The sequence below is a fragment of the Thermococcus barophilus MP genome (assembly GCF_000151105.2).
GTDB classification, from domain to species: Archaea; Methanobacteriota_B; Thermococci; order Thermococcales; family Thermococcaceae; genus Thermococcus_B; species Thermococcus_B barophilus.
The window spans coordinates 672,243-697,394 of the sequence record NC_014804.1 but is presented as its reverse complement, the minus strand read 5'-3'; the positions used below and the strand labels follow the sequence as shown (position 1 = coordinate 697,394).

Annotated in this window: 38 protein-coding genes; 24 read left to right on the top strand and 14 right to left on the bottom strand. The window is 40.6% G+C overall.

Annotated features, from left to right (window positions below; translation table 11 throughout):
* The first annotated feature begins 18 nt into the window (after positions 1–18).
* The 3 genes from TERMP_RS03995 to TERMP_RS03985 are packed head-to-tail and all read left to right on the top strand — an operon-like array spanning position 19 to position 1,318.
* Entirely contained in the window at positions 19–474 is a 456-nt protein-coding gene (locus tag TERMP_RS03995) for a hypothetical protein (protein WP_013467076.1), read from the top strand.
* Between the two features lie 20 nt (positions 475–494).
* Positions 495–1,079: a hypothetical protein gene (locus tag TERMP_RS03990; RefSeq protein ID WP_013467075.1), complete on the top strand. Its 585-nt coding sequence runs from the start codon at positions 495–497 to the stop codon at positions 1,077–1,079.
* Positions 1,079–1,318 (top strand): hypothetical protein, encoded by a 240-nt coding sequence (locus TERMP_RS03985; protein WP_013467074.1) that lies wholly within the window; start codon positions 1,079–1,081, stop codon positions 1,316–1,318. Before TERMP_RS03990 ends, TERMP_RS03985 begins: the two co-directional genes overlap by 1 nt.
* On the opposite strand, the gene TERMP_RS03980 is transcribed toward TERMP_RS03985, so the two are convergent.
* The gene (locus tag TERMP_RS03980) at positions 1,315–1,881 is read right to left on the bottom strand and encodes an Era-like GTP-binding protein (protein WP_013467073.1); all 567 of its coding nucleotides are present in this window, start codon (positions 1,879–1,881) and stop codon (positions 1,315–1,317) included. The genes TERMP_RS03985 and TERMP_RS03980 overlap by 4 nt on opposite strands.
* Before the next feature lie 57 nt (positions 1,882–1,938).
* Here TERMP_RS03980 and TERMP_RS03975 point away from each other — a divergent pair, with 57 nt between their 5' ends.
* Genes TERMP_RS03975 through tsaA form a run of 4 tightly spaced genes read left to right on the top strand, consistent with a single transcriptional unit; the run spans position 1,939 to position 4,361 of the window.
* Positions 1,939–2,253: a hypothetical protein gene (locus TERMP_RS03975; RefSeq protein ID WP_013467072.1), complete on the top strand. Its 315-nt coding sequence runs from the start codon at positions 1,939–1,941 to the stop codon at positions 2,251–2,253.
* 2 nt (positions 2,254–2,255) lie between these two features.
* Positions 2,256–2,804, top strand: coding sequence for an HD domain-containing protein (locus TERMP_RS03970; protein ID WP_013467071.1), 549 nt, complete (start codon positions 2,256–2,258; stop codon positions 2,802–2,804).
* A 35-nt stretch (positions 2,805–2,839) separates the two neighbouring features.
* On the top strand, positions 2,840–3,712 hold the full coding sequence (locus tag TERMP_RS03965; protein WP_013467070.1) for an MBL fold metallo-hydrolase: 873 nt from the start codon (positions 2,840–2,842) through the stop codon (positions 3,710–3,712).
* 4 nt (positions 3,713–3,716) lie between these two features.
* Positions 3,717–4,361, top strand: a complete 645-nt coding sequence (tsaA, locus tag TERMP_RS03960; protein ID WP_013467069.1) for a tRNA (N6-threonylcarbamoyladenosine(37)-N6)-methyltransferase TrmO — start codon at positions 3,717–3,719, stop codon at positions 4,359–4,361.
* Here the strand turns inward: tsaA and cas4 are convergent.
* Positions 4,349–4,975 carry a CRISPR-associated protein Cas4 gene (cas4, locus tag TERMP_RS03955; RefSeq protein ID WP_013467068.1) on the bottom strand — a complete coding sequence of 209 codons (627 nt, stop codon included), beginning with the start codon at positions 4,973–4,975 and terminating at the stop codon, positions 4,349–4,351. The genes tsaA and cas4 overlap by 13 nt on opposite strands.
* A 163-nt stretch (positions 4,976–5,138) precedes the next feature.
* Positions 5,139–5,492 carry a hypothetical protein gene (locus tag TERMP_RS03950; protein ID WP_048159750.1) on the bottom strand — a complete coding sequence of 118 codons (354 nt, stop codon included), beginning with the start codon at positions 5,490–5,492 and terminating at the stop codon, positions 5,139–5,141.
* Between the two features lie 151 nt (positions 5,493–5,643).
* Between TERMP_RS03950 and taw2 the strand changes: the two genes are divergently transcribed.
* A complete protein-coding gene (taw2, locus tag TERMP_RS03945) occupies positions 5,644–6,489 on the top strand; it encodes a tRNA(Phe) (4-demethylwyosine(37)-C(7)) aminocarboxypropyltransferase Taw2 (RefSeq protein WP_013467066.1) in 846 nt (281 codons plus the stop codon).
* 17 nt (positions 6,490–6,506) lie between these two features.
* Here the strand turns inward: taw2 and TERMP_RS03940 are convergent, their stop codons facing one another.
* The 3 genes from TERMP_RS03940 to for form a co-directional block, all read right to left on the bottom strand.
* Positions 6,507–7,316 (bottom strand): hypothetical protein, encoded by an 810-nt coding sequence (locus tag TERMP_RS03940; RefSeq protein WP_013467065.1) that lies wholly within the window; start codon positions 7,314–7,316, stop codon positions 6,507–6,509.
* Positions 7,317–7,468: 152 nt separating this feature from the next.
* Positions 7,469–7,699, bottom strand: a complete 231-nt coding sequence (locus TERMP_RS03935) for a MoaD/ThiS family protein (protein ID WP_013467064.1) — start codon at positions 7,697–7,699, stop codon at positions 7,469–7,471.
* A gap of 59 nt (positions 7,700–7,758) precedes the next feature.
* Positions 7,759–9,621: a tungsten-containing formaldehyde ferredoxin oxidoreductase gene (gene for, locus TERMP_RS03930; RefSeq protein WP_013467063.1), complete on the bottom strand. Its 1,863-nt coding sequence runs from the start codon at positions 9,619–9,621 to the stop codon at positions 7,759–7,761.
* A gap of 291 nt (positions 9,622–9,912) precedes the next feature.
* Between for and TERMP_RS03925 the strand changes: the two genes are divergently transcribed.
* From TERMP_RS03925 to TERMP_RS11520, 12 genes are all read left to right on the top strand, one after another.
* Positions 9,913–10,377 (top strand): hypothetical protein, encoded by a 465-nt coding sequence (locus TERMP_RS03925; RefSeq protein ID WP_013467062.1) that lies wholly within the window; start codon positions 9,913–9,915, stop codon positions 10,375–10,377.
* 34 nt (positions 10,378–10,411) lie between these two features.
* A complete protein-coding gene (locus TERMP_RS11725; RefSeq protein ID WP_013467061.1) occupies positions 10,412–10,534 on the top strand; it encodes a hypothetical protein in 123 nt (40 codons plus the stop codon).
* Positions 10,534–11,184, top strand: coding sequence for a DUF4405 domain-containing protein (locus tag TERMP_RS03920; RefSeq protein ID WP_237702869.1), 651 nt, complete (start codon positions 10,534–10,536; stop codon positions 11,182–11,184). Before TERMP_RS11725 ends, TERMP_RS03920 begins: the two co-directional genes overlap by 1 nt.
* On the top strand, positions 11,185–11,406 hold the full coding sequence (locus TERMP_RS03915; RefSeq protein ID WP_013467059.1) for a DUF948 domain-containing protein: 222 nt from the start codon (positions 11,185–11,187) through the stop codon (positions 11,404–11,406). It begins immediately after the preceding gene.
* Positions 11,407–11,631: 225 nt separating this feature from the next.
* On the top strand, positions 11,632–12,804 hold the full coding sequence (locus TERMP_RS03910) for a cell wall-binding repeat-containing protein (protein ID WP_048159749.1): 1,173 nt from the start codon (positions 11,632–11,634) through the stop codon (positions 12,802–12,804).
* 216 nt (positions 12,805–13,020) lie between these two features.
* The gene (locus TERMP_RS03905; RefSeq protein WP_237702866.1) at positions 13,021–13,764 is read left to right on the top strand and encodes a DUF2202 domain-containing protein; all 744 of its coding nucleotides are present in this window, start codon (positions 13,021–13,023) and stop codon (positions 13,762–13,764) included.
* A 56-nt stretch (positions 13,765–13,820) separates the two neighbouring features.
* Positions 13,821–14,126, top strand: coding sequence for a hypothetical protein (locus TERMP_RS03900; RefSeq protein WP_013467056.1), 306 nt, complete (start codon positions 13,821–13,823; stop codon positions 14,124–14,126).
* Between the two features lie 4 nt (positions 14,127–14,130).
* A complete protein-coding gene (locus TERMP_RS11525) occupies positions 14,131–14,286 on the top strand; it encodes a hypothetical protein (protein ID WP_158304565.1) in 156 nt (51 codons plus the stop codon).
* An 84-nt stretch (positions 14,287–14,370) separates the two neighbouring features.
* On the top strand, positions 14,371–14,667 hold the full coding sequence (locus TERMP_RS03895; RefSeq protein ID WP_013467054.1) for an ArsR/SmtB family transcription factor: 297 nt from the start codon (positions 14,371–14,373) through the stop codon (positions 14,665–14,667).
* A gap of 3 nt (positions 14,668–14,670) precedes the next feature.
* Positions 14,671–14,871 (top strand): hypothetical protein, encoded by a 201-nt coding sequence (locus TERMP_RS03890; protein WP_013467053.1) that lies wholly within the window; start codon positions 14,671–14,673, stop codon positions 14,869–14,871.
* 34 nt (positions 14,872–14,905) lie between these two features.
* Complete coding sequence (locus tag TERMP_RS03885; RefSeq protein ID WP_148221063.1) at positions 14,906–15,958, top strand: radical SAM protein; 1,053 nt, start codon at positions 14,906–14,908, stop codon at positions 15,956–15,958.
* Between the two features lie 23 nt (positions 15,959–15,981).
* Complete coding sequence (locus TERMP_RS11520) at positions 15,982–16,122, top strand: hypothetical protein (RefSeq protein ID WP_013467051.1); 141 nt, start codon at positions 15,982–15,984, stop codon at positions 16,120–16,122.
* Here the strand turns inward: TERMP_RS11520 and TERMP_RS03880 are convergent.
* The 5 genes from TERMP_RS03880 to TERMP_RS03860 form a co-directional block, all read right to left on the bottom strand.
* A complete protein-coding gene (locus TERMP_RS03880; protein ID WP_013467050.1) occupies positions 16,119–16,313 on the bottom strand; it encodes a TIGR04140 family protein in 195 nt (64 codons plus the stop codon). The genes TERMP_RS11520 and TERMP_RS03880 overlap by 4 nt on opposite strands.
* Positions 16,310–16,753 (bottom strand): peroxiredoxin, encoded by a 444-nt coding sequence (locus TERMP_RS03875; RefSeq protein ID WP_013467049.1) that lies wholly within the window; start codon positions 16,751–16,753, stop codon positions 16,310–16,312. The genes TERMP_RS03880 and TERMP_RS03875 overlap by 4 nt, the downstream gene beginning before the upstream one ends.
* Before the next feature lie 71 nt (positions 16,754–16,824).
* Positions 16,825–17,538, bottom strand: a complete 714-nt coding sequence (locus TERMP_RS03870; protein ID WP_048159920.1) for a polysaccharide deacetylase family protein — start codon at positions 17,536–17,538, stop codon at positions 16,825–16,827.
* Positions 17,516–18,745, bottom strand: a complete 1,230-nt coding sequence (locus tag TERMP_RS03865) for a glycosyltransferase family 4 protein (RefSeq protein ID WP_048159748.1) — start codon at positions 18,743–18,745, stop codon at positions 17,516–17,518. The genes TERMP_RS03870 and TERMP_RS03865 overlap by 23 nt, the downstream gene beginning before the upstream one ends.
* Complete coding sequence (locus TERMP_RS03860) at positions 18,721–19,626, bottom strand: lysylphosphatidylglycerol synthase transmembrane domain-containing protein (RefSeq protein WP_237702864.1); 906 nt, start codon at positions 19,624–19,626, stop codon at positions 18,721–18,723. The genes TERMP_RS03865 and TERMP_RS03860 overlap by 25 nt, the downstream gene beginning before the upstream one ends.
* Before the next feature lie 99 nt (positions 19,627–19,725).
* Between TERMP_RS03860 and TERMP_RS03855 the strand changes: the two genes are divergently transcribed.
* Together TERMP_RS03855 and pyk are read left to right on the top strand one after the other, a co-directional pair.
* Positions 19,726–20,193 (top strand): COG2426 family protein, encoded by a 468-nt coding sequence (locus TERMP_RS03855; protein ID WP_013467045.1) that lies wholly within the window; start codon positions 19,726–19,728, stop codon positions 20,191–20,193.
* A 51-nt stretch (positions 20,194–20,244) separates the two neighbouring features.
* Positions 20,245–21,672: a pyruvate kinase gene (gene pyk / locus TERMP_RS03850; protein WP_013467044.1), complete on the top strand. Its 1,428-nt coding sequence runs from the start codon at positions 20,245–20,247 to the stop codon at positions 21,670–21,672.
* A 40-nt stretch (positions 21,673–21,712) separates the two neighbouring features.
* On the opposite strand, the gene TERMP_RS03845 is transcribed toward pyk, so the two are convergent.
* Positions 21,713–22,411: an acetate--CoA ligase family protein gene (locus tag TERMP_RS03845; protein WP_013467043.1), complete on the bottom strand. Its 699-nt coding sequence runs from the start codon at positions 22,409–22,411 to the stop codon at positions 21,713–21,715.
* Positions 22,412–22,552: 141 nt separating this feature from the next.
* On the opposite strand from TERMP_RS03845, the gene TERMP_RS03840 reads away from it, so the two are divergent.
* Positions 22,553–23,860, top strand: a complete 1,308-nt coding sequence (locus tag TERMP_RS03840) for a DUF4139 domain-containing protein (protein WP_013467042.1) — start codon at positions 22,553–22,555, stop codon at positions 23,858–23,860.
* On the opposite strand, the gene TERMP_RS03835 is transcribed toward TERMP_RS03840, so the two are convergent.
* The gene (locus tag TERMP_RS03835; protein WP_013467041.1) at positions 23,857–24,090 is read right to left on the bottom strand and encodes a hypothetical protein; all 234 of its coding nucleotides are present in this window, start codon (positions 24,088–24,090) and stop codon (positions 23,857–23,859) included. The two genes, TERMP_RS03840 and TERMP_RS03835, sit on opposite strands and share 4 nt — an antisense overlap.
* Positions 24,091–24,203: 113 nt before the next feature.
* On the opposite strand from TERMP_RS03835, the gene TERMP_RS03830 reads away from it, so the two are divergent.
* Complete coding sequence (locus tag TERMP_RS03830) at positions 24,204–24,758, top strand: SWIM zinc finger family protein (RefSeq protein WP_013467040.1); 555 nt, start codon at positions 24,204–24,206, stop codon at positions 24,756–24,758.
* Here TERMP_RS03830 and TERMP_RS03825 read toward each other — a convergent pair.
* On the bottom strand, positions 24,724–25,098 hold the full coding sequence (locus TERMP_RS03825) for a hypothetical protein (RefSeq protein WP_013467039.1): 375 nt from the start codon (positions 25,096–25,098) through the stop codon (positions 24,724–24,726). The genes TERMP_RS03830 and TERMP_RS03825 overlap by 35 nt on opposite strands.
* Between the last annotated feature and the right edge of the window lie 54 nt (positions 25,099–25,152).

The window sequence follows — 25,152 nt, the reverse complement described above, 5'->3', positions numbered from 1 at the left end:
GAGCAACCATAAGGATTTATGGGAACAGCGATGGCAGAGAACGACGATGTCGAGAAGCTTGCAGAGGAACTAAAGACCTTAAGAAAAGCACTGGATGAGCTCATGAAAAGCTTTGAACTTGTTTCCCAACTGGCTCAGAACTATCTCAGACTCATAAACATCTATGCACAGTATGGAGAGCTCAGCATTGATATTGTGATACCCGAGATCAGACACGATCCTATTGCGAGAGAAATAGTCAAGATAGTGTTTGACCTCAAAAAAGCGAACATAAGTCAAATAGCGAGGGAACTTAAAGCAAGACGTGGGAAAGGCTCGAGAAATACCGTCAGGGAGAAAGTGGAGCTCCTTTTGAAGCTCAACGTTTTTGAAATGGTGGAAGGCGAGAAAGGAAAGTGCTACACACTGAGAAAAGAAGTGATCAATAAGTGGTTTGATTTAATCGGAATCCCAATTAGGTTTGATCAGAGATAATAATTGTTGAGGTGATAGAGATGGAGTTTGATGAAAAAGAGTTTGAAAAGGAAATAAAGAAAAAAGTCCTTGAGGCAATGGAAAAAGCTGTGGATAACGAAGACAAGATAAAGAAGCTGATTGAAGAAACAATAAAAGATCTCACCCAGCAACTCAAAGAAGCGAAAAGCGAGGAGGACTTAGAGATTATAGAAGAAAAAATTGAGATAATGAGAGACATGCTGAAGACATATGAAAAGAGCAAAGGTGATGAGGAGGACATACAAGAGCTAAAGGAAGTTATGGGTGTTCTCTCAGAGAGCCTTCCAAAAATAATGGACTCCATATTTGGCCCAATAAAAGAATTAATAAACGAAGCATACGACCCAGATAAAGCCGAAAAATTCGGTAAAAACGTTGCCAATTTTTATAAAGAGCTCGTTGCGGCAGGTATGGATCCAGATAAAGCGTTTGAGCTTACAAAAGAATACATGGAGAGCATGAACTTCATAAAAACGCTGATAGCTGCATTCATGAAAGAGAAAATGGGCAAAATAAAGAATTTTGAGGAACTAAAGAAATTTGGAAAAAAGAAGGTGACAAAAGACTTTGAGGAGGAGCTTTAATGGTTCTTTCTTTTTTCAGACTTTTATTTTTGATACCTAAGCTTCTGTGGAACTTAGCAGGGATCAAACGGACAATAAGAAAGAGCAAACGGAAATTTAAGAGGGTATTGGTAAAAAGCGGTGTTCCCAAGGAATTAGCTGAAGAACTTGCAAACGAATATGCTTTGCCCGATGACATCATCTCATTAAAAGCTCTTGTTAAAATTCCAAAGTACTTAAAATATACAAGGAGAACTTAGCTTTTCTTTGCGTATTGGGCATAATATACAAGTGCTTTCAGGAGATCATTGAATCCTTCATATGTGACCAAAGACAAGAGTATGGGTTCCTGCTCTAAGCGCTTTTTCACAATTTGTCTAAGTTCCTCAACCCTCTCTCTCGGAACTAAATCGATTTTGTTAATCACAACAATTATCGGCTTTTCGTATCTGAATTTCAATATATGGTGGAGCTTTTCCATTCCCCTATGGAGACCGTATTGCGCATCGATCATGTGAATAATGATATCGGCTGATGTTATTTCATCTAAAATTTCCTTAAACTTTTCCTCACTTAAAACCTTCCCTCTGAACTCATATTTGGGATCAAAAAGCCCCGCCGTATCAATTAATACAAACTCATCTGCTCCCCCGAATGGATTTTTCATAGTCTTTGGAATCTTAATTTTTCCAAAAGTTTTCCTTATGATACTTTTTGTGGTTCCTGGAATCTCAGCAGTTTCGGAGACCCTCTTTCCCAGGAGTGCATTCATGAGCGTAGACTTACCTACGTTTTCGGCACCAATGATCGCAACCTTTATCATGTTTCTCACCGATAAGTATATCACTCAGAGGGTAATATAAGCATAAAGGTGGTTGAGATGCCCAAGAGGGTTAAGTTCGGTCATCACTACTATTACATCGTTCTTCCCGATGAGCTGAGAGATAATAAATTTCGAGGCAAAAACGTAGTTCTTGAGGGAATCGTGGAAGACAAACCACTCATAGAATTCCTTCCGATGGAACTGCCAAGCTACAGAACAACTTTTCGTATAAATGGTTTGAAAATTGAATTTTCGGGTACTCCCCATATAGGGATAGGGGAACAGGTGAAAGTCTACGGCAGATTTGTGGGAGATGGAATCATAGCTAAGGCTATAGAAACTGAAAAGGCTTTGTACGTCTCGGAGGAGTAGCTATGCTGAGGCTGTTTATTGAAGCAGGAAAACTTAAGCGCTTGCCCAGGATGGGATGGTTGCTTAGAGGGGTTCCGAATCCTGAAAGTGTTGCAGATCACAGCTTTAGAGTTGCTTTTATAACCCTTTTCTTGGCAGAAGATCTTAGGAGCAGGGGTATTGATGTCAATGTAGAAAAAGCCCTCAAGATTGCCCTTCTCCACGACCTTGGAGAATCCAAAATTACAGATCTCCCTTTAGATGCTCAAAGATACGTGGATAAGAGAAAGGCTGAAAAAAAGGCTGTTATGGAGCTTTTACTTGAGGTTGGGGAGAAAAGCTTAGAATATTTTAAGCTGTTCGAGGAGTATGAGGAAGAAAGCAGCTTGGAGGGTAGATTAGTCAAGTTTGCGGACAAGCTTGAGATGACTCTTCAGGCATATGAATACGAAGTTGCTGGTTTTGGCAATTTAGATGAATTTTGGTCAGCACTTGAATATCTAAAGAAAAGCGAATTTCACAAGTATTTCCAAGAGCTTATTGAGGAAGTGGAGAAGCTTAGGAAAAATTAATTACTTCTGACATCCTAACTTCTTTGGTGATTTTTATGGGAACAAAAAAGTTAGGTGAAAATTTGTATCTCTACCCGGGAAGTCCTTCAACGATGATAAAAATTCATGAAGGAAAAGCTGTTCTTGTTGATGTGGGACATGGAAGCGGAAGACATAAAGATCTGCTGAGGGAAGTTAGGAAGCTCGGGAGTGAAGTTAAGGCTCTTTTAGCAACTCATGGGCATGCCGATCACATAAGCGTTGCTACAAAAATTGACAAACCTCTTTTCATCCACCGCTTTGAATTTTCTATAGCAGAAAGCCCTCTTAATAGAGAGCTCCTAACTTTTGGCTCAAAAGCCCCCGAAGGCTTCCTTGTGTTTCAGTTCCCACATGAGGTTAAAGTTCATGCTATTTTTGAGTGGAACGATGAACTGTTTGGTCTAAAAACAGTAAAGCTCAGCGGACATTCACCGGGAATGACGGGTTTTGTAGATGAAGAGAACTGTGTCGTCTATAGCGGAGACAGCTTCTTTGGGGAGAGGATAATTCAAGCTGTCGGTGTGCCTTATTTGGTCGATGTAGCACTATTTAAAGATTCAATTATTCAATTACATAATTATGCAATTGAAGGATTTCTGCTGATACCCTCTCATGGAAGACCTGTTAAGGAAGAAGAAGCTGAAAAATTACTTGAATTCAATCTTCAGAGAGTTGAGGAAACTGAGAAGAAAATTTTAGAGCTACTGAAGAGACCTATGAGCATAAGTGAACTGAGCTACCGCTTAGCCAAGACATTTGGAGCGAAGATAACCCCTCAATCTTTGGCGTTGAATCAGGTTCCAATAAGGGCATTCATAGCAGAGCTTTACAACAAGGGAGTAATTGAAGCAGTGATTGAGAAAGATTTGAAGTGGAAAGTGAGGTGATAAAATGGAGAAGTTCAAGATTATACCTGTGGGAGTTGTTAGAAAAGATGCTGGGGAAGATATATTAGAGATTTTCCCAAGGTTTAGGGACGCAGCTGATGGCTTACACGAGGGGGATTTTATCAAGCTTATCCTCTGGTTTCATAAAAGCGACACTTTAGAAAAGAGAAGAGTGTTGAAAGTCCATCCCCACGGCAATCCGCAGAATCCCCTAACCGGAGTCTTTGCTACCCGCTCTCCCGTGAGACCTAACCCCTTAGCCATATATACTGTCCGGATTCACAGGATCGAGGAGGGCAGAATATACATTGATCCTATTGATGCCGAGAATGGAACACCAATAGCTGACATAAAGATCTTTGTTGAGAGCTTGGACTGTCCAGCCAGAAGGGAACTCGAAGAGTGGGAGCTTGATATTGAGAACGCACGGCAAATTGGCAAGCTTAATTTAATTCCAAGAATAAGCGAGCACTTAGATGAACTTGAGGAAGTATCTCCAGAGGAGTTCACGGCTTTAATAGTTGAATTGGGCTCAAGGACAATATACTTAACCGCCAAGGATCTTGCAGACTTAATAAGATTTCTAAACGAGACCTATGAGAGACTGCCAGTGGAGATAAAAGATAAGCTGAAATCTCAGAGTTCGTAGCCGTTATCCCCGTAGCAGATGTAATAGTAGGGGCAGAACTTACACATATAATTTCTCCATCCATCGGGGGGTTTGTCTTTTTCGTAATGTTTTTTCACAATGTAGAACTGCTTTATCGTTTCCTTGAACAGCTTTTCATCATAGGGGATCTCAAAAGCCTTGAAATTTTTCCCTTTGACTATTGGAAAGCTTGAGAAGTCTATCCATTTTAAGACCCTGTGGGGGTTCTCATGAAGTTTTACATAATAGAGGTAGCCATACTCGCTTTCTGCCCATCTCAGATAGATGTTTAGCTGGGCGAGGTGGTACTCATAAGGCAGCCTTGGAAGTGAAGTTTTGCCTTTTATCTCAATGGGGAAATCCCGATAGGCGTCAATTCTCCCATGGATTTCAAAGCCGAGACGAGAAGAGCGAAGAACTATGTGCTTTTCAAGTTCAAAGCCAAATTGCTTACTTAAAATTTCACCTAAAACATTGTGAGTCTTGACGCCTTGGTTCAGTCTAACTCTAACGAATTCAGGCCATTTCTCTGGATATCCTTTAAGTCTAAAGTATATGCGCCGGGGACATGTTAGAGCTTCGCTTGCATAAAACTCAAGAAGTTCATCGCTCATTGTTGTGCCTCCTGATGGAAGTTAAAGTAGCGTCAGCTAATACCGACGTCATCACCGTTCAGACTGGGCAAGGCCCATCATCCGCTGAATAAAGTATCTAAAACTAAGCTTAAAACCTTTGGGGTGTGTTGAAAGAGTAGGAGAACAAACAAAAATAAGAAAATCAAGCTTTACTCTTCCTTAAAACTGCAGAATCTCTCTTTATGGAATAGCTTAATCCGTAGGCAGGCCAGAGTCCTGGGGGCATTGAGTAGTGGTGCAGATTTCTTAAAATTTTTTCTGCATCTTCCCTGCTCTCTGCAATAATTCTGAGGCTGTCTTTTGTTAAAATAACATCGCCCCTGGGCAGTTTCAGAACAATCCTATCTTCCTCAACTTCGGGCTTTGCCCTCATTAAAAGAGCCTTCAAATCCTCATAGGCATCCTCTGTGATTTTTTGTTCAAGAACTCCATTCTTTTTCTTCTTTGATTTAAATATATTCATGAGCCAAAAACTACTCGAGCCTTCATCATCCATTGTTTAACTCTACCCCCGCTTTGTTCTCAATACCTTTATAGGCTTCCCTCTTTTTAAGCTTTTTCAATCGCTTTTTGCCGAAACGACAAGTTACTACGAATGATTTATGATACCAAAGAGTTTTAAACATCTCATAAGGAGCTTACATCTGATGAAGAAGAGAAAGACCCAGCTCATAAAACCTCGAATAAGGGAGATACTGAGCAAAAGGCTTCCCAAGGGATTAGTTGATCTTCTCCCCAAGCACTGGGTTCAAATTGGGGATGTTTTGATCCTACCGCTTAGAGAAGAGCTTTTACCGTACAAATACGAAATAGCCAAAGTCTATGCTGAAGTTTTGGGAGTAAAGACCGTCCTAAGGAAGGGCCGGATTTTAGGGGAATTTCGGGAGCCCCACTATGAAATCATTTATGGCAAAGACACGGTAACGGTTCACAAAGAGAATGGTATTTTCTACAAGCTTGATGTGGCAAGAGTAATGTTCTCCCCAGCAAATGTTAAGGAGAGAGTTAGAATGGCAAGCATAGCAAAATCCAATGAGCTCGTCGTGGATATGTTTGCTGGAATTGGGCATCTCTCGCTCCCAATAGCAAAGCACTGCAATGCTAAGGTCATTGCAATTGAGAAAAATCCATATACGTTCAAATTCTTGGTGGAGAACATTGAGCTCAATAAAGTTCAGGATAGAATGACTGCTTATAACATCGATAATAGGAATTTTCCTGGAGAGAACATTGCGGACAGAATTCTTATGGGTTATGTAATTAAAACTCACGAATTTATCCCAAAAGCTTTGGAGATTGCGAAAGATGAGGCAGTAATTCACTATCACAATACTGTTCCTGAAAAATTGATGCCCAAGGAACCATTTGAAACTTTCCAAAGAACGGCAAAAGAGTACGGCTATGAGGCTGAGCTTTTGGAAAGCAGGATAATCAAGCGCTATGCCCCCGGAGTCTGGCATGTTGTTTTAGATGTGAAGGTGTATAAGAGGTGAAAGTGCTCTATGTAACATTATTTTAAGAACCGGATCTCCACAACATCACCAATCTCAAACTCTCCCCCAATCAGCTTTATCTTCTCTTGGTTGCAGTAAACCCCTATGCCCTTCACTTTTTGTTGATTTGCAAATATCTGGAAATCGGCATTAAAAATCCCAACTCCATTGGGAAGCTCTTGACTTACTGAAAACTTTGCTTCAAGAATCTCAACTTTTCTTCGTTTGCCAAAAATTGCTCCGTAGTGGTAGTGAGGCAAGCCACCTTCAATTGGAAGACCACCGAAAGATAAGGGCGTTAGATTTTTCTTTCCTTTCTTTAGAGGCTTCAGCCAGTAGTAGTGTTCAGTCTTCTCAACAACCTCAAACTTGTTCCCTTTAATTGTGGGCACGAGTTTTAGAATTTTTGGATGCATTAAAAAGCCTCCTCTTGCTCTGTATCTATCTTTGCAATCCCTCAGTTCAAAGTGAGCATGTCTGTCGCTCCACGGCCTAAAAAAGCCTGAAACAACCAATTCACCGATCTCATCTCCTAAATAGACTTTATCTCCAACTTTAATGCTGGGTTTAACATGAAGAACTTTTAAGCAGAATCCATCAACTTGAAAAATCATGAGGTAGTCCTCTCTAACAGGGATATATCGTGGAGTTCTAAATTTTTTAATTTCCAGAATTTTTCCCTCTTCAAATGGAAAAAGAGCTTTTTTGAGAAAATAGATATCAATTGCGGTTCCAACCTTATGTCCAGGATATGGAGTATTAAAAAAGCTGAACCATGCCTCTTTTGGAATTTTGAAGTCCAATCCTTCAACCCCTGCTATCTTCATTTTTATTGCCCCATAACGGCTCCCAGTCATCACAGATAGCGTTCATGTGGGTTGTTTTCATGTGCTTTCGGCATATCCCCTGTGTTAGGAAGTAAGAATCAATCGGACCAAACCACCGACAGTTTTTGCAAGCTTTTAGCTTCTCATCCACTTTACCCACCACTCAACACTGGCATTACCTTTATTTCATCCCCATCTTTCACAATAACGTCTCCTCTCGCCACTTTTCCGTTAACCATAATTATCTTGTCATGTAATCTGTCGTAACCCTTGACGATCTCCTTTAATATCTCATCCACTGTTTTCGGTTTATCAACTTCAATATAAATCTCTCTTGATCCAGCTAAATGAGCCAAAGCACCCATGAGTTTAATTCTTATCATGAGTATCACCTATAGGAACATCTTCAACAGGCAAATAAAAAGTTTTCAAAAAGAGAAGATTAATGAAGCTCCGTAACCTTCTCAAGCTCCGGAATGACGAAGTCAAGCTTGAGCTTCTGGAGTGTTTCCTTAGTTGGAATTCCTCTCTCGTCCCAGCCGCGCATCTTGTAGTATTCACTGAGCAGCTTGTCGTACTTGTCCTCCTCAAGGTGCTTGCCCTTGTATGGTCCGCTCTTAAGTCCCTCAATGAACCATCTCTTTGGTGGGTAGTCCATCCTTCTGCTCCAGTTTCCGTTGAACTCTCTAACCCAGTAAGCTCTAATCAATGCATATAGCCTGTCAGCTGCTGCAAAGAGGTCGTCCCATGTGTATGTGACTCCAGTTATTGCCTTCAGGAGCTTTGGATAATAGTCAATGCTTAGCCCAACCTCAATCCATGGCAACCTACATGCAGAGAGCATCTCGAACAGTCCACCTCTGTATCTCTGCAGCTCAATAACCTTTGCAGCCTTTTCTGGGCTATATGTAATCTTGTACTCAACCTTCTTTGCCTGCTCTCCTTCAATTGGTGCTGTACCGATTTCCCAAGCAATAACCCATGCTTCCTTGTGGTGGGCACCGATTGATGATGTTGCAAATGCAAGTGCCATTGCGGGATAGATATAACTGTTGTAACCGCTTACTTCCAATCCTTTAACGTGCATTGCAAAGTTTTCTCCTCCTTCCACTTTTTGAGCCATTCTCATTACACCTTCAGCGGCGAAGTTTCCAAGCTCGCTACTCCTGAATGCAATCTCTTTGACAAGTTCTTTTGCTCCCTTGTAGTCTCCGAATGTTGGGCCTTCTTTGAGAAGTCCTTTCTCAACAGCTTCCATGACAAACGCTATTGAGCCACCCAAAGATATTGTGTCAAGACCGTACATGTCGGCGAGTCTGTTCAAAACTGCAACCTTGTTGAGCTGTCCAATCCCAAGGTTTGAGCCCAACAATGCTACATTTTCATAATCGAGCTCGCTCTCCAAGCCCTCGGCGTCAAGAACAACGTTTCCACAGGGCATGTTACAGTAAGGACAGCCACGCTGCTTGACCTTCATGCCCTCCAGGGTGTAACCATCAATTGATCTTGCAAACTTGAATGAACCGTCTTGGAAGTTGTATGTTGGAAGTGCTGAGTTTTCATTTGTCCATTCTACAGCTGCCATCGTTCCCTGACGGTGCCAGAACTCATAGGTTGGCTTGCTCAATATCTCATCATAAGCCTCTTTGCTTAGTTTTCTTAACTCTTCTTTATCTGCCACTGGAATTTCCTTTGTTCCTTTAATTACAACAGCCTTGAGCTTCTTGCTTCCCATTACTGCACCAATACCGGGTCTTCCTCCAGCTCTTCCTTCTTGTGACATTATAACTGCATATTTCACTAAATTCTCGCCACCCGGTCCAATGCTTAATATGCCCACATTCTTGCCGTGGATCTTCTTCAGCTCTTCTTCTGTCTTAAAGGTGTCAAGACCCCACAATCCTTCAGCACTGAGAATACTTACATTATCATCTTCAACGTAAAGATACACGGGCTTTTTGGCTTTTCCTTCAATAACAATGGCATCATAACCAGCCTTTCTAAGATGCACAGTTGCCATTGTTCCTATGTTTCCGTCCCCATATCCCCCAGTAAGTGGACTCTTAGCTGCAACAACCAATTTTCCTCCGCTTGGCGTTGGAAGGCCGTTAAATGGTCCAGCAGCTATGACAAGCTTGTTTTCTGGGCTAAGAGGATCAACTCCCTTGACTTCATCCCAGAGAATCTTTGCTGCCAATCCCCTTCCACCGATGAAGAGTTGAGCAATTTCTGGAGAATATTCCTGCACTTTGACTTTGTTGTTTGTTAAATCGACTCTTAAAATTCTTCCCCACCAACCTTTCATAGAACCACCGTATTTCATAATGGTGAAATTCTATAAAAGTTTTGAGTTCACAAAAACCTTTAACTGCTCCATCTTGAGAAAATATAAATATTTAACGATCCTTATTCAAATAAATTTTTCTGTTTAGCAAATTTTTTCGAAGCTTCTCCGTAATAAACGGTACAACATGAATTGTTTGCGATCATTGATGGCTAATTTCGAACATCCAGCGCTCTCTTTTTCGAACCGAAAACTTTATAAAGTTTAGCTACATATGTAATAATGAAGTTACATATGGAGAGGTGATTCAACATGAGAAAGAAAATATTGGGCGTTGGGTTGTTGGCTTTAGTGGTTGGTTTGGTATTTGGAGCAGCTGCAGCATACCAGGGTGCCCCTTCAGAAACAGCAAACACAACAGAATGTCCATGTGAAAACTTTGTCAAAGCAAGATACATGCATGGTCAAAATGGTGAGCATGGAAAGGGAACTCCTCAGTTTATGGGGCTTGGAATTAAAGGGCAGTACCTTGGAGAAGCCAATGTTGATGAGCAGCAGATACAAGAATATTTAAGCGGTGTCACCATTGAGGGGTTCACAACTCCAAGAGGAATTACAGTGCAAAAGTTAGTGCTTGATGGAGAATACATTGGAAAGATAGTTGGTGACTACGACCTCAGCTCACTTGAAGTGTACAAAGCATATGAGACTCAGAACGGAATAAAAGTCTTCTTGAGCTACGATGGAAACATTGTGGGATTCTTCCTTATGAAATGATTTCCCTTCTTTTTTATTTTTGGAGGTGGGCTTTGTGGAGTTGCTGAAAAAACTCGAAATTTTGTTATCATCCTTAATCATTGAGAAGAAAGAAAATGCTACCCCCGTACATGTAACGGCTCAAAAAGAAGAATGCACTAAAAAGGATTGTGGGTGATGGAAATGAAGGCACCAGCGTGGTTAAGAGGAGCAGTTGACTTAGTTTTAACAGTAGTGTTTATACTCATAGCGGTATCTGGAATTGCGCTTTATCAAGCCCCGTCAGGCAGAATAGCAGACGCCATTGGATGGACGTTCTTGGGTGTAACTAAGGACACTTGGGAAACAGTACATACATATCTGGGATTTGTCATGATTGGTTTAGTGGCAGTTCATTTAATAATCGGATTCAACAGCATGGTTGTCATGCTTAAATCTGCATTTAAGAAAAGTAGGGTTAAAGTGGCTGGAAGTCTAATCTTAATTAGCTTAGTACTTGTTGGTGGATATTTTGCATTTGCCGCATTAACTGCCGAGGAAGAAACTACATCTGAGACTACATCATCTGAAGGGATATCGGTAACGGTTGATAACACAACAATAGAGATAACGGGCTCTATGCTGAAGAGTTTGACATTAGAGCAACTTGCTGAGATGTATGATGTCGATCCCCAAAAACTCGTTGAAATCTTAAAGGCAGACTATAATATTGAAGCACAGCCTGATCAGCTGCTTGAGATGGTAGAGGTTAACAATGAGTTGGACAGAGAGCAGTTTAAGGAAATCTTAGCTGAAGCCATAGCAAAAGCAAAACAGGGGGGAGGTTGAATGCCTGGGCCATATTTTCCCTCCTTTTATCCTGAAATGACAAGGATAGATTATTTGATAATTGGCTTTTGGGCAGTCTTGGTCATTGTGGTTGCATCTTCACTGTATATGCTGAAGAGATCCTTGGATGCACTCCTTGAAGAGGTCAAGCAGACTAATTCAGTGGCACAGCAGTTAAGGGATCAGAGCAAACACATCAATGAAGTCCTTCAAGAAGTTTAAAGTTCTTAACTGTTTCTGACTTCTTTAATGTTCTTTTGATGTCTTTAAATTGACTTTTGATGTGGTTTTAAACATAGATAAACGATTGCAAACGTTATTTAACAATCAACAAGGAATTGGACAAAATACTGGGCTCAAATTGAACAAACAGAAACAATAAGTGACGATTTCGTGAAAAAAGCTTAAATATATCTTGTTTATTAAAAATAATGGAGGTGGTGGAGAATGATGTGGAAAAAAATGCTGTCAGTGGTGTTTGGCATGATAATCTTAGGTCTCCCATTGACATTTACGCCTGTAAATGCGTCAGAAACCACAGTAGTCATTTTAGTGAGTGACAATGAGGCAGACTGTGCATTGGCGGATTATATTGCGAATATAACGGTAAACGTGAATGTTGTAATAGTTAAGACTCCTTGGGGAATCTACAATCCCAATGTAACTGCGGAGATAATCAGCTATGCCCCAGATGAGGTCATTATTATTGGGGGACCAGTGGCAGTTCCGGAGGAATACGTTGAAGATCTGCAGAATTTAGGCATTAACGTTGAAAGATGGTGGGGACAGAACAGGTATGAAACGGATTTGGCGGTAATAAAAAATGCCACAGTGAGGTTTCAGCTTCAGCTGCAGAACAGAGTTGTCCTTGTGGCAGGTACCGACTTGGCAGGAATTGAAAAGGCACTGCAGCTCGCAATCCGTGAGAGGGCAATGATAGTGCTGGTGAACCAAACCACGAACATTACAAAAATTATGGAGCGGCTGCACGTCAGGGCAGGCAACTTCACAATAATCGGAACCCCTGCCATGAATCAAACAATGCTTCACATTATGAAACAGCTTAGAAAGCAGGAATGCAACTGCACAGAGCTCCATCTCAACATAACTGCTGAGAGGGCCCTTGAGGCAATACAAATAGCTGAGGAAAAAGTGAACACAGCAAAAGAGCTCGCTGAGAATGCAACAAATCCTGCCCTTAAAACTCTCTTAAGAATAGCAGAAAAGCAACTTGAGGATGCAAAAGATGCATACAGCAGTGGAAAGTATGGACTGGCATATGGTCTTGCAATAGCCGCAAAATCCAAAGCAGAGGTTGTCATCAGATTTGCCGGTGAAGATATTAGAAAAATGATAATGAGCGACATTAAGATGAAGCTACAGAGGGAAATCATAAGAGTCGAAGCTCAGCTCATGGTCATGGAAAGATTGGGGGTCAATGTAACAGCGGCGTTGCAACTGATGGAGGCAATAAAAGCAGCTGTAAGAAACGGTGATTATGACACTGCCCAGGAGCTTATGATAAAGCTTAGGGAAGAACTGAGAACTTGCTATTTAGCTGGCAGAGGTATCATAAAAGGAAAAGTGCATATGCCCGTTAGAAGAAGAGAACAGCCCTGAATCCAGTTTTATATTTTTCAGCTTAGTTATTAGCAGATTAAATCATGATGCTTAAATAAGCTGCTAAAATTAGAAAGAGCAAAGTAGATTGAGAGGTTCTGCTTTTTTGTATATCCTTCAGGATATTGCAACCTGATTATCTTCAAGAACGCTGATTTTATCCAGAGGCATTAACTTGCACCGAAAACTTTATAAAGTTCAGCTACATATGTAATAATGAAGTTACATATGGAGGAGGTCAAGAACATGAGGAAGAAGATATTAAGTTTAGGGCTGTTGGGTCTCATGTTTGGTATTATATTCGGCAGTGTAGCAGCAATGCCATGGTGGGCAGATACATGGGACAGAGGGAGCAACACAACATGGGATAGACCATACGTTGCAATCTATGGAAACGACACACTCACACAGGAAGAGATTGATGGATTGCTCTGGATGAGGGAAGAGGAAAAGCTTGCGAGGGATGTCTATTTAACACTCTATGAAATGTACGGTTTGCAGATATTCCAGAACATAGCAAGCAGTGAGCAGATGCACATGGATGCAGTGTTAAGCTTACTCGAAAAGTACGGCATTGAGGATCCAGCAGTTGATGAAGTTGGAGTATTCACAAACCCAGAGCTTCAGGCTTTATATGACCAGCTTATAGCAATGGGAAGCCAAAGCGTTGAAGATGCACTCAAAGTTGGGGCACTTATTGAGGAGACAGATATCAAGGATCTGGAGGAGTGGATTGCAAAGACTGACAATGCCGACATAATCCAGGTATATGAAAACCTCATGGCGGGTTCAGAAAATCATTTGAGAGCATTCACAAGCGTGCTTCAGAACTATGGTATAACATATGAACCCCAAGTAATCAGCGAGGATGAGTACAATGAGATAATCTCGAGCCCTATGAACACTGGAATGGATGATAAAGGTAGAAGTATGAGAGGATTTAGAGGAGGAAGATGGTGAACTCTTTCTTTTTCCATATTTCCATTTTGTGGTTAAGCATTGTGGAGGGTGAAAATATGGAAGCTGTTAAAATGTTTCACTTCGTTGAATACGGGGAATTTCCAATTGAAGAAATTCCCGTTGAAGAAGTTGAGGAAGATGCATTAAATGTCTTGAGAAGTACAAAGGTTGAGAAATTTCAGACATCAAGAGGCATTGTTCAAAAGCTCAGTGATAATTATGGTCACTATGTCGGAAAAATTGTCGGTGATTACTCAATTGAAGAGCTGAGCATTGGAAGTGCATATCAGACTGCCTTTGGGATTAAGGTTACACTTGATTATAATGATAAAATTGTTGGTTGGTTGTATCTACCAGAGTAGGGTGATGAAAATGCCCAGAGGATTTGGGGGCCCAATGTTTGGTAGAATGGGGTGGTGGTTTGGAATCTTTGGAGTATTCCTCCTGCTGTTTAGGTTAGCCTTCCTACTGCTGCCGTTCATACTAATTGGTGTACTGATCTACCTAATCGCCAAAAAATGATTTCGAAAAGTTTTTATTTTCCCTTTTTATAATAGTACGTAAGGGAATTCTGGCTTATGCAATAATTTAGATTACGTGGTGAAAATGGTTGGAAGCATACAAGAACTGACAGTGGTTGCGGAGGCATTAAGTGTTCCGATAAGAGTCAAAATACTCAAGATGCTCTGTGAAAAGGAGTGGTATGTTTATGAGCTTGCAAAAGAGCTTAACATTTCAAGACAACTCTTGTATCTCCATTTGAAAAAACTTGAAAAAGCGAATCTCGTTGAAAGTGAGCTCCGGCTTGAACCCGGTGATCCAAGAGCTAAAAAATACTACAGGGCAAAACCTTTTAGGTTCGTAATAGATAATGACATTATAAAAAATCTGAAGGAGGAGTGAAGGATGCCCGCATATGGTGGAACACCAAGTGGATGGATTTCAATAATTTTAGGTTTAATCCTCATTGTCATTGTCGTTTTTGCTTTCTATCAGATGAATAAAACTCTGAGTGAGCTCAAACTTGAACTCAGCAACCTTAGGAATGTATTAGAGGAAACAAAGAGATACACTGAAGATGTTAAGAAGAAGCTTGAGGAAGTTTGAAATATTTTTATAGGTTTTTGCTTATTTTTTAATGATGGATATGTGGTTCCGCAGAGTAGATATCGGGGAAATTGAGAAAGCAAAGAGGGCAATGCCCCATTATTTTGAGGTGCTCTCTGGCAAAGAGAAGCCTAACTTTTTCTATGTCAAGCAGGTGAAGGTTGATTTTTCAAAAGATGACCCACTTGAAGAACTATGGAATATCCATGAAGAAGGTATGGAAAAACTGAGAGAAAACGATCTAAGCGAGAGCCCTGAGAAAAGTTTGCTTGATCTCAAAGCTTTAATAGCAGACAGAATCCTTGAGAAATGTGAGCTCTGTGAGATTAAGTGCCATGTAAACAGAAAGGAGAGTATTGGCTACTGCCGAGTTAAAGATACATTAATTGCAAGCGACTTTTTGCACATTGGAGAGGAGCCTGAATTAATTCCATCGTACACCATATTCTTTTCTGGGTGCAATTTTAGATGTGTATTCTGCCAGAACTGGGATATAAGTCAGTACAGGGTTGGATTAAGATATTCTCCAGAGGATATGGCGACTAAAATTGCCGTTGCATATGCAGAGGGAGCCAAAAATGTTAATTTTGTTGGGGGTGAGCCAACACCAAATTTACCTTTTATCCTTGAGACCCTCAGATACGTTAAGGTTCCAATTCCGGTGGTTTGGAACTCAAACATGTACATGAGTGAGATTGCAATGAGACTCTTGGATGGGATAGTCGATGTATACTTAGCCGATTTTAAGTGGGGCAACAACGAAGATGCCATTAAATACTCAAAGGCTCCTCGCTATTGGGAAGTCGTGACAAGGAACTTTCTCCTGGCTAAGAAGCACTATAAAGCAGAATTCTTGATAAGGCACTTGGTAATGCCGAACCATCTGGAATGTTGCACTAAGCCTATCTTAAAGTGGATATCGGAGAATCTCGGAAAAGAAGTTAGGGTAAATGTAATGTTTCAGTACAGACCAGAGTACAGAGCGGATAGATACCCGGAAATTGCCAGAAGGCTGAACTATGAAGAGATGCAGAGGGCTGCTGAGCTTGCTGCAGAGTTTGAGTTGAAAAACGCAATGATAGGATGAAAGACATATGGTGAGGTGATACCGTGCACAATCTCATATCTGCTCCTGACGGAGTCTCTCTTGGAAAAGTTGCTTTAATTGTAGCACTATTTTTAGCACTATTTATTCTGAGAACTTTGTTGGAGAAACACTTGGAGAAAAGAAGCCTGAAAAAGGAAAGCTAACCCCCAGCTCTCGCTAACCTAAGCTTTTCCATAAACTTCTCTACTTCCTCTTTATCTCCGCTAATAATCACCTCATACCTGGGCATTCCATGAAAAGGTTTGGCTTCTTTAATCTCCAATCTAACTGCAGCGTTTGATTTCTTTAGGATCATCTTAAGCTCTTCTGGTGGAATGGGAGTTATTATTCTCATTTTTTCACCAGTTCTTTAACAACTTCAAGAACCTTAACAGCGTGTCCCTTAGCTTTAACCCTCTTCTTTTCCCACACAATTTCTCCCTCGGGGTTTATTATAAAGGTGCTCCTCAATACTCCCTCTCCCCTCATCTTTCTGCCCCAAGCCCCCAAACTCCTTATCAACTTAGCTTCTGGGTCGCTGAGGAGTTTAACCTTAAGATTGTGTTTCTCTTTAAATCTTCTGTGAGACTCAACGGAATCTTTGCTGACTCCAATGACAAGAACTCCAAGCTTCTCAAATTCAGGTAAAAGCTCTGTGAACTCTTTAGCCTCTATAGTACAGCCAGGGGTGTTGTCCCTTGGATACACGTAGAGGACTACCCACCTGCCAAGAAAATCCCTCAGCTTTACTTCCTGCCCATTTTCATCCAGAAGGGGAATCTCAAGATACTCCATAAAACCACCTGATTAGAATTAGGACAGCCTAACTTTATAACCTTTCCCCTAAACGAGTTCTGTTGGCAAATTTATATTTCCCGATAGACATTCAAATACTCCTGCATCATTACAAATTTAGCGTTTTGAGTCTTGTAATAATCAATTAACCTCTCTAAAAACATTAAAGCCTTATCTCCCGTGTTGAACTTGCAATCAAGTCTTATCCGTTCCTTTTTCATTGAAACAAATTCCCAAGGATGAGCGAAGTAAATTCTGGGTTCCCTTAGCTTTTTATGGATAGCCTTCTGTACTGACCAAGGTAGTCTTAATATGGAAGATGTAATTGAGACTGGAACCTCTAAAACACCATCAACCACTTTAACTCCGCCTTTATACCCTTTGTATCTTGCCTTTGAAGAATCCAAGAGTATTCCATTCTTACTTAAAGCTGGAAAAAGATAGTCGGGAAATTGGAGATTTGGTGCTCTAAAGGACACAACGTCTCCAAATTCTCTCAAGATATTTAATGCCTTCTCAAGAATAAAATCTGCTCTATCCTTTTCCAGTTTATCAAACCGCTCGTGGTTAAAGCCATGACAAGCAAGTTCATGTCCTTCATCAATGATCCTTTTTGCAAGATTTGGATATTTTCTTGCCATCTCGGCAGTGAAGAAGAATGTTGCTCTGACATTTTTTTCGTTAAGAAGATCAAGAATCTTTGGCAAACCTTCTTCCATGCCTCGGGTAGTGTTTAAGTATGGTGGACAATCCTGCTCGACATCAAAGGTTAAAGACACCAGCATTCTTTATTCCTCCCTTCAGCATCTGATGAAGTGCGTACAGAATGAATGGTCTCTCTTCGAATGTTTCTATCGTCTTCTTGTATATCTCGACTATTTCTTTTGCTATCTTTTCCCATGTAAATTCCTCTTTTACAATCTTTCTTGCATTTTTGCCCATCTTTTCAACCAACTCTATATTGTTCAGCAGATACAGAACGTTTTCAAGCAGTTCCATGTCATCCTCCGATATTAACCCTGTAACACCGTGTCTCACTATCTCACTTATTCCTCCATGGTTGTTTGCAACTACAGGGACTCCACAAGAAAGTGCTTCAAGAGCTGCTATCCCAAATGCTTCATAAATTGCTGGGGATAGGTAGATATCACTTGCCCAGAGATACTCCCTGACCTTTTCCCGGGGTTGTTTTCCAACCATCAAAACCTTATCTTGGATATGATAAGCTTTAATGAGCTCTTTAATTCTCCTTTTCTCCGGACCATCACCTATTATAACGAACTTTATATCCTCTATCCTGTATTTTTCTATAATTTCTTTTGCCAGTTTGGGTATTACATTCACCCTCTTTCTTTTTGTAAGTCGTGAGGTTGTTGTTATTACTATTCCTCCATCTAATCCCATCTTACTCTTCCACTCCTCTTTATCTTCCACAGGTCTCCAGAAATTTGTGTCTATCCCATTTGGAACAACGTATATCGGTCTGTTCCTTAAACTTCCTCGTAATATGTTTTCCAAGTCCTTCTTAACAGCATTGCTAACTGCTATGAACCCATCAATTTTTCTGAGAGATGTCTGAAGCAAGAGAATATATGTTGGATTTAGTATTGAATTTCCCAAAAAGGAGTGATTTGTAATGATACTCGGAACACCTCTGATACCGCTGGAGAGGTTCGAGACTCCAACAGCTATTGGAGAGTAGATGCTGTGTCCATGGGTAATGTCGAAATGTTCTTTTTTGTAGAGTTCATTCACCCGTTTTAATAGATCAACTCCTATACTCACATGGAAACTGTCAACTGTGATTCTCCCCTTAAACCGGTGGACTGTATAAGGTAAAGTATTATCTGGATACTCTCCCAGACGCGTTATTATATGAACATCATGTCCCTGCTCAACCAAGTTTTTGGCGAGATCGTGGATATGATGTTCTATACCTCCGGTACTTGGGAAGAACCAATCAGAGGCTAATGCGATTTTAAGGCTTTCCATATTTCAGCACCTCCAGACACCACTAATGTTGCAAATCCTACTGCTGAGCTCATTACATAGGATATGAAGCGTTCAATTAGTGTTATTGAGATTGCCAATGTTGAGGGAATTCCAAAATAAACAAGGGTTCCTATTAGTCCGCCTTCCACTATGCCGATTCCCCCGGGGGTAAATGCCATAAGGCCAAATATCAAGTTTGCAAGTGAGATTATTGCCAGAAACTTTATACTTGGATTCCAGCTAAAAGCAAGTGCTATAACCTTGAGTCTCATGATGTCTAAGAACCACACTAAAAAGCTCAATCCAACCCCCATCATAGTTAGCGATGCTCTTTTTCTGAGAGACAACAAGTTAACAAGCTCCTCATGACTTAATTTGATTTTGAGCAGTTTAAATGATAGGATTACAATCTTTTCCCAGTTGAGCCAGACAATAACTGCAACAAGAAATAGGGATAGTATGATTAAAATGGCATGGTGGGCAAAATAGGATATTCCCATAACAGCTAAGAAAATTATCGGAAATATCTCCAAAATTCGCTCGTACACTATACTGACTGTTGAAATAGCAACAGGTATCTTATATTTTTTTGCAACCCAAGTTATCCTAAGTATCTCCCCTCCACCTCTGCTCATTGGGGTCACGTTGTTGACAAAAATTGAGGAAAGGGTTATTCGTAGGAGTTCGATTATGGGAATGTTCTTTCCAATTGCATTTAGGACAACTTTCCAGCGAAGGGCATAGATAAGGGCGCTTAAGTAGTACAAAGCAACTGCAATGCCTATCAATTCGAATCCCCTTTTGTTTAGTGAGGTAAGTGTCTTAATGTATGGAGTTATGTCGATCATCTTCCCTTCCCATACTCCTTCATCAGGTACCACAATTAAAAGTCAATTGGTTCACTTTTCTAAGTTATCTGGAAGATAAAGTTTTTATTTACCTGTCTCCATTTTGTGTAGAGCGTTTGGAGGTGTTCAAAGTTGAATGAATTCGTATATATCTTCTTACTTTCACTATTACCAACTTTTGAGGGAAGATACGCAATAGTGTATGGAATTGCAAGAGGATACCCGTTATGGGAAACTCTTTTGACGGCTTCTTTGGGCGTTTTGCTCCTTTCTTTAACCTTGCCCCTGTTTCTACCTCTTATTGATGTTGTAATGGTCAATCTTGAAAAAACGTTTCTGGGGAAAGTGGCAGAGGTGTATTTAAAATATGTGCAGCGGGTTAGGAAGAAAGCTCACCCGTATGTAGAAAAGTGGGGATTTTATGGGTTGATAATATTTGTTGCTGTGCCTTTGCCTGGCACCGGGATCTGGACTGGGAGTTTAGCCGCTTACATCTTTGGAATGGAAAATAGGAAAACAATTCCCGCCCTGATTCTTGGCGGTTTGTTGAGCATGATGATAACATTAATCCCGAGTCTTGGATTTCGCTTTTTAGTTTAGCAACTGTTATAAAACCGCTTATCTGATATATTTTAAAAGAGGTGCTTAAAGATGAGGCTTCCTTCCCATAAAACAAAGATAATTGCTACAATAGGGCCCGCCTCTAACTCAAAGAACATGATTGAAAGGCTGATAAAGGCTGGGATGAACGTTGCGAGAATCAACTTTGCGCATGGAAACTTTGAGCAACATGCAGAAACAATTGAAACGATAAGAGAAGTGTCCGAGAGACTAAATACCCGTGTAGCAATTCTTGGGGATTTGCCAGGCTTAAAAATTAGGGTGGGCAAGCTTAAGGGCGATGCTGTTGTTCTGCACAGAGGGCAAACTGTGGTGCTGACAAATAGGGGGATAGAAGGAGACGAAACAACAATTCCAGTGGAATGTGAGGCATTCCCAAAACTGGTTTCTAAGGGGGATGTAATATACCTAAGTGATGGATACATTACACTAAAAGTGGAGGATGTTCAGGGAAATGATGTTATCTGCAGGGTAATAGTTGGAGGCACACTCTTCTCAAGAAAAGGTATCAATATTCCAAAGATCAATCTTCCACTCGAGGCAATTACCGAGAGGGATTTAGAAATTTTGGAGTTTGCCCTTGAGCATGGTGTTGATGCCGTAGGGATTTCCTTTGTTGGTTCGGCATATGACGTTATGAAGGTCAAGAGATTTGCCGAAAAGAGAGGAAAACAGATTTTCACAATAGCAAAGATTGAGAGACCAGATGCCGTTAGAAACTTTGACGAGATACTCAATGCTGCAGATGGAATAATGATAGCACGTGGCGACTTAGGAGTTGAGATGCCAATAGAAAAGCTTCCTATAATCCAGAAAAAACTTATAAACAAGGCAAATCTTGTTGGAAAACCCGTCATAACAGCAACTCAAATGCTCGTATCAATGACTGCCGACAAAATCCCAACAAGGGCCGAGGTTACAGATGTTGCAAATGCTATATTGGATGGAACTGATGCTGTCATGCTCTCCGAGGAGACGGCAATAGGTAAGTATCCCGTTGAAGCCGTGAGGATGATGGCAAGAATTGCAAAGACCACTGAAGCATATAGGGAGTCTTCAGGACATACAAGAATGCTTGAATGGAAGGAAAAAATACCGAAAAGAGGTACAATAAAAGATGCCATAACGAGAAGCATAATTGAAGCATTAAACACGGTTGATATAAAGTACATTCTAACACCCACAAGAACAGGACAAACTGCCCGCTTGATTTCGAGATTCAAGCCAAAACAGTGGATATTGGCTTTTGCTGAAGATGAACAGGTCTGTAATAGCCTGATGTTCTCCTACGGTGTTTACCCCTTCTGCGTTGAGGATACCACAAATGAACAGGAGCTTATTCAGCTCATAAAGGATCTTGGAATTGTGAAGACCAACGATACTGTGCTTTTAACATCGGGGAAGCCAATAGAAAAGACAGTGGGGACAAATACAATAAAGATTTTCACGATCGCTTAATTCTTTTTATTTTCATAGCAAATGGAAGAAAAGAACGAAATCAAAGTAGCATTCTTGCGTCAACTGCAACTGCCTCATCCTCATAAGCAAAGATTGGGTTGATGTCAAGCTCTTTGACTTCTGGAAGCTCGAGGGCCAATTCACCAACTTTAACAATTATGTCTGCCAAAGCCTCAATGTTTACTGGTTTTTCTCCTCTTGCACCGGCAAGAATTGGGTAAGCCTTGATTTCTTTAATCATTTCAAGTGCTTCTTCCTTTGTTATTGGAGCAACTCTAAAGCTGACATCCTTAAGAATCTCAACGAAGATACCACCAAGACCAAACATGACAGCTGGACCAAACTGTGGGTCTCTAATCATACCAACGATAACTTCCTTTCCGAGTGGAAGCATCTTATAGATTATAACACCCCAAAGATCTGCATCTGGCTTGTATCTCTTTGCATTTTCCATGATTGTTCTGAAGGCTTCTCTTGCTTCATCATCGTTTTTGATGTTAATCTTAACACCGCCGGCATCGCTCTTGTGGATGATCTGTGGTGAGACAATCTTCATGACAACTGGATAACCAATCTCCCTTGCAAACTTAACGGCTTCCTCCTCATTTCTTGCAACCTTGAAATCTGGGGTTGGAATGCCGTAGAGCTTGAGAATCTCCTTAGCCTCTGGTTCTACAAGAGGTCTGCCCTCAGCCTTGGCTTTTTCGATAATTTCCCTTGCTTTTGAAACCCTATCCATCTTTACCACCTCTAATTATCATGACTGCAGTTTCAACTATGTTTACAATGTTAAAAGTCTTTCCATCATTTGCTTCAACTCGGCTTGAAGCTGTCGGTCTCTATAAATAGTATAAAAGCCAACTATTCTTGGTGAAAAATAATGAAAAAGAAAATTTTAGGTGGAATTTTTGTGGCTTTTTTGCTCTTGGCAATGATAGTACTTCATCAAACAAGGGCTGCAGATGAAAGTGGGACTCTGGTTCTCTACGACTCTGCACGCATTGGAGTTGTCGAGAAAACAATTACCTTGGATCTCAAAAAGGGATTCAACGAAGTACCTCTTGCGGAGATTGAAGGTTTGAATATCGAAGAAATTACTTTAAAGCCTTTGAGCGATAAAGTTATGGTCTTGGGAATTAATTCGCAAGCATACCCAACCAAAGGAGTGTTTGAAGCAAACATTGGAAAAACTGTCACAATAAAGCTGAAGGGCGGTGAAACAATAACGGGAAAGTTTTTAGGCTACAAAGACGGCAAGATAGCAGTTCAGGGGGATTCTTACTATCTGATTGAGCCCGAGGAAGTTGCATATATGAAGATCACTGAATTGGGAAGCAAAGCCAAAACTCAAACTTATGCCATTATACAAGCTGAAGAAGATGGAAAGTATAAGTTCAAGCTGATTTACAGAGTTCAGTCGATTGGCTGGAGCTCAAGGTATAAGCTCTACCTAACCAACAAAGCTTTGCTCTTTGGATACATAGTGATTGACAACCCTACAAACAAGACATTTGAAGACTTTAAAGTTATGCTTGTTTCGGGAGAAGTGAACTTCTATGCTCCTCCGCAAGTTGTTATGGAAAAGGTCTATGCGACGGCAGAAAAGGCAGCTGCTGGAATTCCAGAGCAACCTCAAAAAATTGAAGCATTCTACCTTTACAACCTTGGAATGCTTAGTGTAAACTCCTTTGAAAAGAAGATGATACCTTACATTACCCAAGAGACATCCTTTGAAAGAGAGTATCTATACGAGAGCTATCCCTACGGTGGAAGTAATGAGATTTATGAGATTATATCATTTAAGGCTGAAAAAGTGCTTCCCGCTGGCATTGTAGAGATTTACAAAGAAATGAACGATACAACAGTTTTAATTGGCGAGCAGAAAATTGACCATACCGCTAAAGGTGATACATTGAGGCTCAAGCTCGGAAGGGATGTTGATCTGAAAGGTAAAACAGAAATCCTTGAGCAGAGAAGAGAAAGCGATTCAACATACTACAAAGTGAGGATTACAATTGAGAATTTTGGAAACAGGACGAAAGAAGTTGTTGTCAGGCATTACAAGTGGAGCGGCAAAATATTGAGCTCTACAGTAGAGCCAATAGATGATACAGCACACTATGTGGAGTTTAAGATAACCGTAAAGCCAGGAGAAAAGAAGGAAATAGTATTTGACTACAAAGTTTAAGCCTTTCTGAGAAGAATCTCGAAGGCTTTTTCCTCTTTTACAACTTCCAATACAAGGCTCTTATCGTAGTCAATAAAGCGTGTGCTTTTGAGAGTGTAACCTTCGCCCTTTAAGTGCTCGTATATTTTGAGGCCAAGCTCTCCAAAAATTTCCGCAGCCAAAGTTGCAAAGCTCGGCTCTTTTATCCCAAGCTCTTGGTGATACCTCCGCGCAAGCTCAAAAACATCCATGCCATCACCTCAACATTTAGTCATCTCCCCTGAATTTATAGGTTTCGCCCTTTAATAGTACCGCAGAACGAAATCTTTAAAAGTCCTCGTTGTTACTAACTTTAGTGGTTAACATGAACAATGCAAAAAAGAAGGGAGAGCAGTATTTCAAAAAGGGCAAGGTTCTGTGGGTGCTGAAGTATAAGAACAAACTCTATGGGAAGATTCTTGGGACTTATCCGTATTACGTTGAGGTCGACATAAAAAGTGGAAAAAACAGATGCACTTGTCCTATTGGGAAAGACTGCAAGCATGTATTTGCTGTGCTGGAAGCTTTTGAAAATGGGAGATATTTTGAGACTTCAAGCCATTTAGTGGAACTCTCGCCACAGGCTGTTGTAGATGAGATCATTTTTGAAAATCCAGAGATTGGAAAGTCCATTGTCTTAAAGGAGCTGATCTATTATGTGAATCACGATGAGAGTGGAAGCGAAGCTGCGAGGTTATTCAGGAAAGCTCTTGCTCTGCTAAAGAGGGAGTTTTCAGAGGAATTTTATGAGTCCTTGCTCATACAGTTTGGGGAATTTAAGAAAGTCTTTTATGATTATGAGCTCATCGAGGAGCTTGAGAGAGAGCTTGAAGAATTGAAAAAATTTATGTCAAATAATCCAGCAGGCTCTTTGCCTTAATTCTCCTCTTCAACGTGTCATAAACTTCTTTTCCGTCAAAATCGAAGGAATACTCAACACCGAGCTCGTCAAGGAAAAATTTCATTATCTGAAAGGCATATTTTGACTTATTTCCTCCCATTTCTACAGCTATAAAGGGCTTACCACGATTTCCAATTATCACATCAAAATTCAACCTTACACCTAAATCCACATCAATAAAGCTTATCTTTTCTTGTGTTTTGAATTTTTTCACGAGAACGTTTGCAAACGTTGATTTTAGCTTTTCTACAAGCTTTATTGCTCTCTCATACTGCTCTTCTGTGAGCTCAGCCTTAAGCTTAATTCTCTCGATTATCATTGTCCCACCCACAATGGGAATCTAAAAAACCCTTATAAACTTTGCATTACCTAA

Bases quoted from the DNA above. Each gene is read 5' to 3' on its own strand.
- TERMP_RS03995 (WP_013467076.1), top strand. From the start codon at position 19: ATGGGAACAGCGATGGCAGAGAACGACGATGTCGAGAAGCTTGCAGAG.
- TERMP_RS03990 (WP_013467075.1), top strand. From the start codon at position 495: ATGGAGTTTGATGAAAAAGAGTTTGAAAAGGAAATAAAGAAAAAAGTC.
- TERMP_RS03985 (WP_013467074.1), top strand. From the start codon at position 1,079: ATGGTTCTTTCTTTTTTCAGACTTTTATTTTTGATACCTAAGCTTCTG.
- TERMP_RS03980 (WP_013467073.1), bottom strand. From the start codon at position 1,881: ATGATAAAGGTTGCGATCATTGGTGCCGAAAACGTAGGTAAGTCTACG.
- TERMP_RS03975 (WP_013467072.1), top strand. From the start codon at position 1,939: ATGCCCAAGAGGGTTAAGTTCGGTCATCACTACTATTACATCGTTCTT.
- TERMP_RS03970 (WP_013467071.1), top strand. From the start codon at position 2,256: ATGCTGAGGCTGTTTATTGAAGCAGGAAAACTTAAGCGCTTGCCCAGG.
- TERMP_RS03965 (WP_013467070.1), top strand. From the start codon at position 2,840: ATGGGAACAAAAAAGTTAGGTGAAAATTTGTATCTCTACCCGGGAAGT.
- tsaA (WP_013467069.1), top strand. From the start codon at position 3,717: ATGGAGAAGTTCAAGATTATACCTGTGGGAGTTGTTAGAAAAGATGCT.
- cas4 (WP_013467068.1), bottom strand. From the start codon at position 4,975: ATGAGCGATGAACTTCTTGAGTTTTATGCAAGCGAAGCTCTAACATGT.
- TERMP_RS03950 (WP_048159750.1), bottom strand. From the start codon at position 5,492: ATGGATGATGAAGGCTCGAGTAGTTTTTGGCTCATGAATATATTTAAA.
- taw2 (WP_013467066.1), top strand. From the start codon at position 5,644: ATGAAGAAGAGAAAGACCCAGCTCATAAAACCTCGAATAAGGGAGATA.
- TERMP_RS03940 (WP_013467065.1), bottom strand. From the start codon at position 7,316: ATGAAGATAGCAGGGGTTGAAGGATTGGACTTCAAAATTCCAAAAGAG.
- TERMP_RS03935 (WP_013467064.1), bottom strand. From the start codon at position 7,699: ATGATAAGAATTAAACTCATGGGTGCTTTGGCTCATTTAGCTGGATCA.
- for (WP_013467063.1), bottom strand. From the start codon at position 9,621: ATGAAAGGTTGGTGGGGAAGAATTTTAAGAGTCGATTTAACAAACAAC.
- TERMP_RS03925 (WP_013467062.1), top strand. From the start codon at position 9,913: ATGAGAAAGAAAATATTGGGCGTTGGGTTGTTGGCTTTAGTGGTTGGT.
- TERMP_RS03920 (WP_237702869.1), top strand. From the start codon at position 10,534: ATGGAAATGAAGGCACCAGCGTGGTTAAGAGGAGCAGTTGACTTAGTT.
- TERMP_RS03915 (WP_013467059.1), top strand. From the start codon at position 11,185: ATGCCTGGGCCATATTTTCCCTCCTTTTATCCTGAAATGACAAGGATA.
- TERMP_RS03910 (WP_048159749.1), top strand. From the start codon at position 11,632: ATGATGTGGAAAAAAATGCTGTCAGTGGTGTTTGGCATGATAATCTTA.
- TERMP_RS03905 (WP_237702866.1), top strand. From the start codon at position 13,021: ATGAAGTTACATATGGAGGAGGTCAAGAACATGAGGAAGAAGATATTA.
- TERMP_RS03900 (WP_013467056.1), top strand. From the start codon at position 13,821: ATGGAAGCTGTTAAAATGTTTCACTTCGTTGAATACGGGGAATTTCCA.
- TERMP_RS11525 (WP_158304565.1), top strand. From the start codon at position 14,131: ATGAAAATGCCCAGAGGATTTGGGGGCCCAATGTTTGGTAGAATGGGG.
- TERMP_RS03895 (WP_013467054.1), top strand. From the start codon at position 14,371: ATGGTTGGAAGCATACAAGAACTGACAGTGGTTGCGGAGGCATTAAGT.
- TERMP_RS03890 (WP_013467053.1), top strand. From the start codon at position 14,671: ATGCCCGCATATGGTGGAACACCAAGTGGATGGATTTCAATAATTTTA.
- TERMP_RS03885 (WP_148221063.1), top strand. From the start codon at position 14,906: ATGGATATGTGGTTCCGCAGAGTAGATATCGGGGAAATTGAGAAAGCA.
- TERMP_RS03880 (WP_013467050.1), bottom strand. From the start codon at position 16,313: ATGAGAATAATAACTCCCATTCCACCAGAAGAGCTTAAGATGATCCTA.
- TERMP_RS03875 (WP_013467049.1), bottom strand. From the start codon at position 16,753: ATGGAGTATCTTGAGATTCCCCTTCTGGATGAAAATGGGCAGGAAGTA.
- TERMP_RS03870 (WP_048159920.1), bottom strand. From the start codon at position 17,538: ATGCTGGTGTCTTTAACCTTTGATGTCGAGCAGGATTGTCCACCATAC.
- TERMP_RS03865 (WP_048159748.1), bottom strand. From the start codon at position 18,745: ATGGAAAGCCTTAAAATCGCATTAGCCTCTGATTGGTTCTTCCCAAGT.
- pyk (WP_013467044.1), top strand. From the start codon at position 20,245: ATGAGGCTTCCTTCCCATAAAACAAAGATAATTGCTACAATAGGGCCC.
- TERMP_RS03845 (WP_013467043.1), bottom strand. From the start codon at position 22,411: ATGGATAGGGTTTCAAAAGCAAGGGAAATTATCGAAAAAGCCAAGGCT.
- TERMP_RS03840 (WP_013467042.1), top strand. From the start codon at position 22,553: ATGAAAAAGAAAATTTTAGGTGGAATTTTTGTGGCTTTTTTGCTCTTG.
- TERMP_RS03835 (WP_013467041.1), bottom strand. From the start codon at position 24,090: ATGGATGTTTTTGAGCTTGCGCGGAGGTATCACCAAGAGCTTGGGATA.
- TERMP_RS03830 (WP_013467040.1), top strand. From the start codon at position 24,204: ATGAACAATGCAAAAAAGAAGGGAGAGCAGTATTTCAAAAAGGGCAAG.
- TERMP_RS03825 (WP_013467039.1), bottom strand. From the start codon at position 25,098: ATGATAATCGAGAGAATTAAGCTTAAGGCTGAGCTCACAGAAGAGCAG.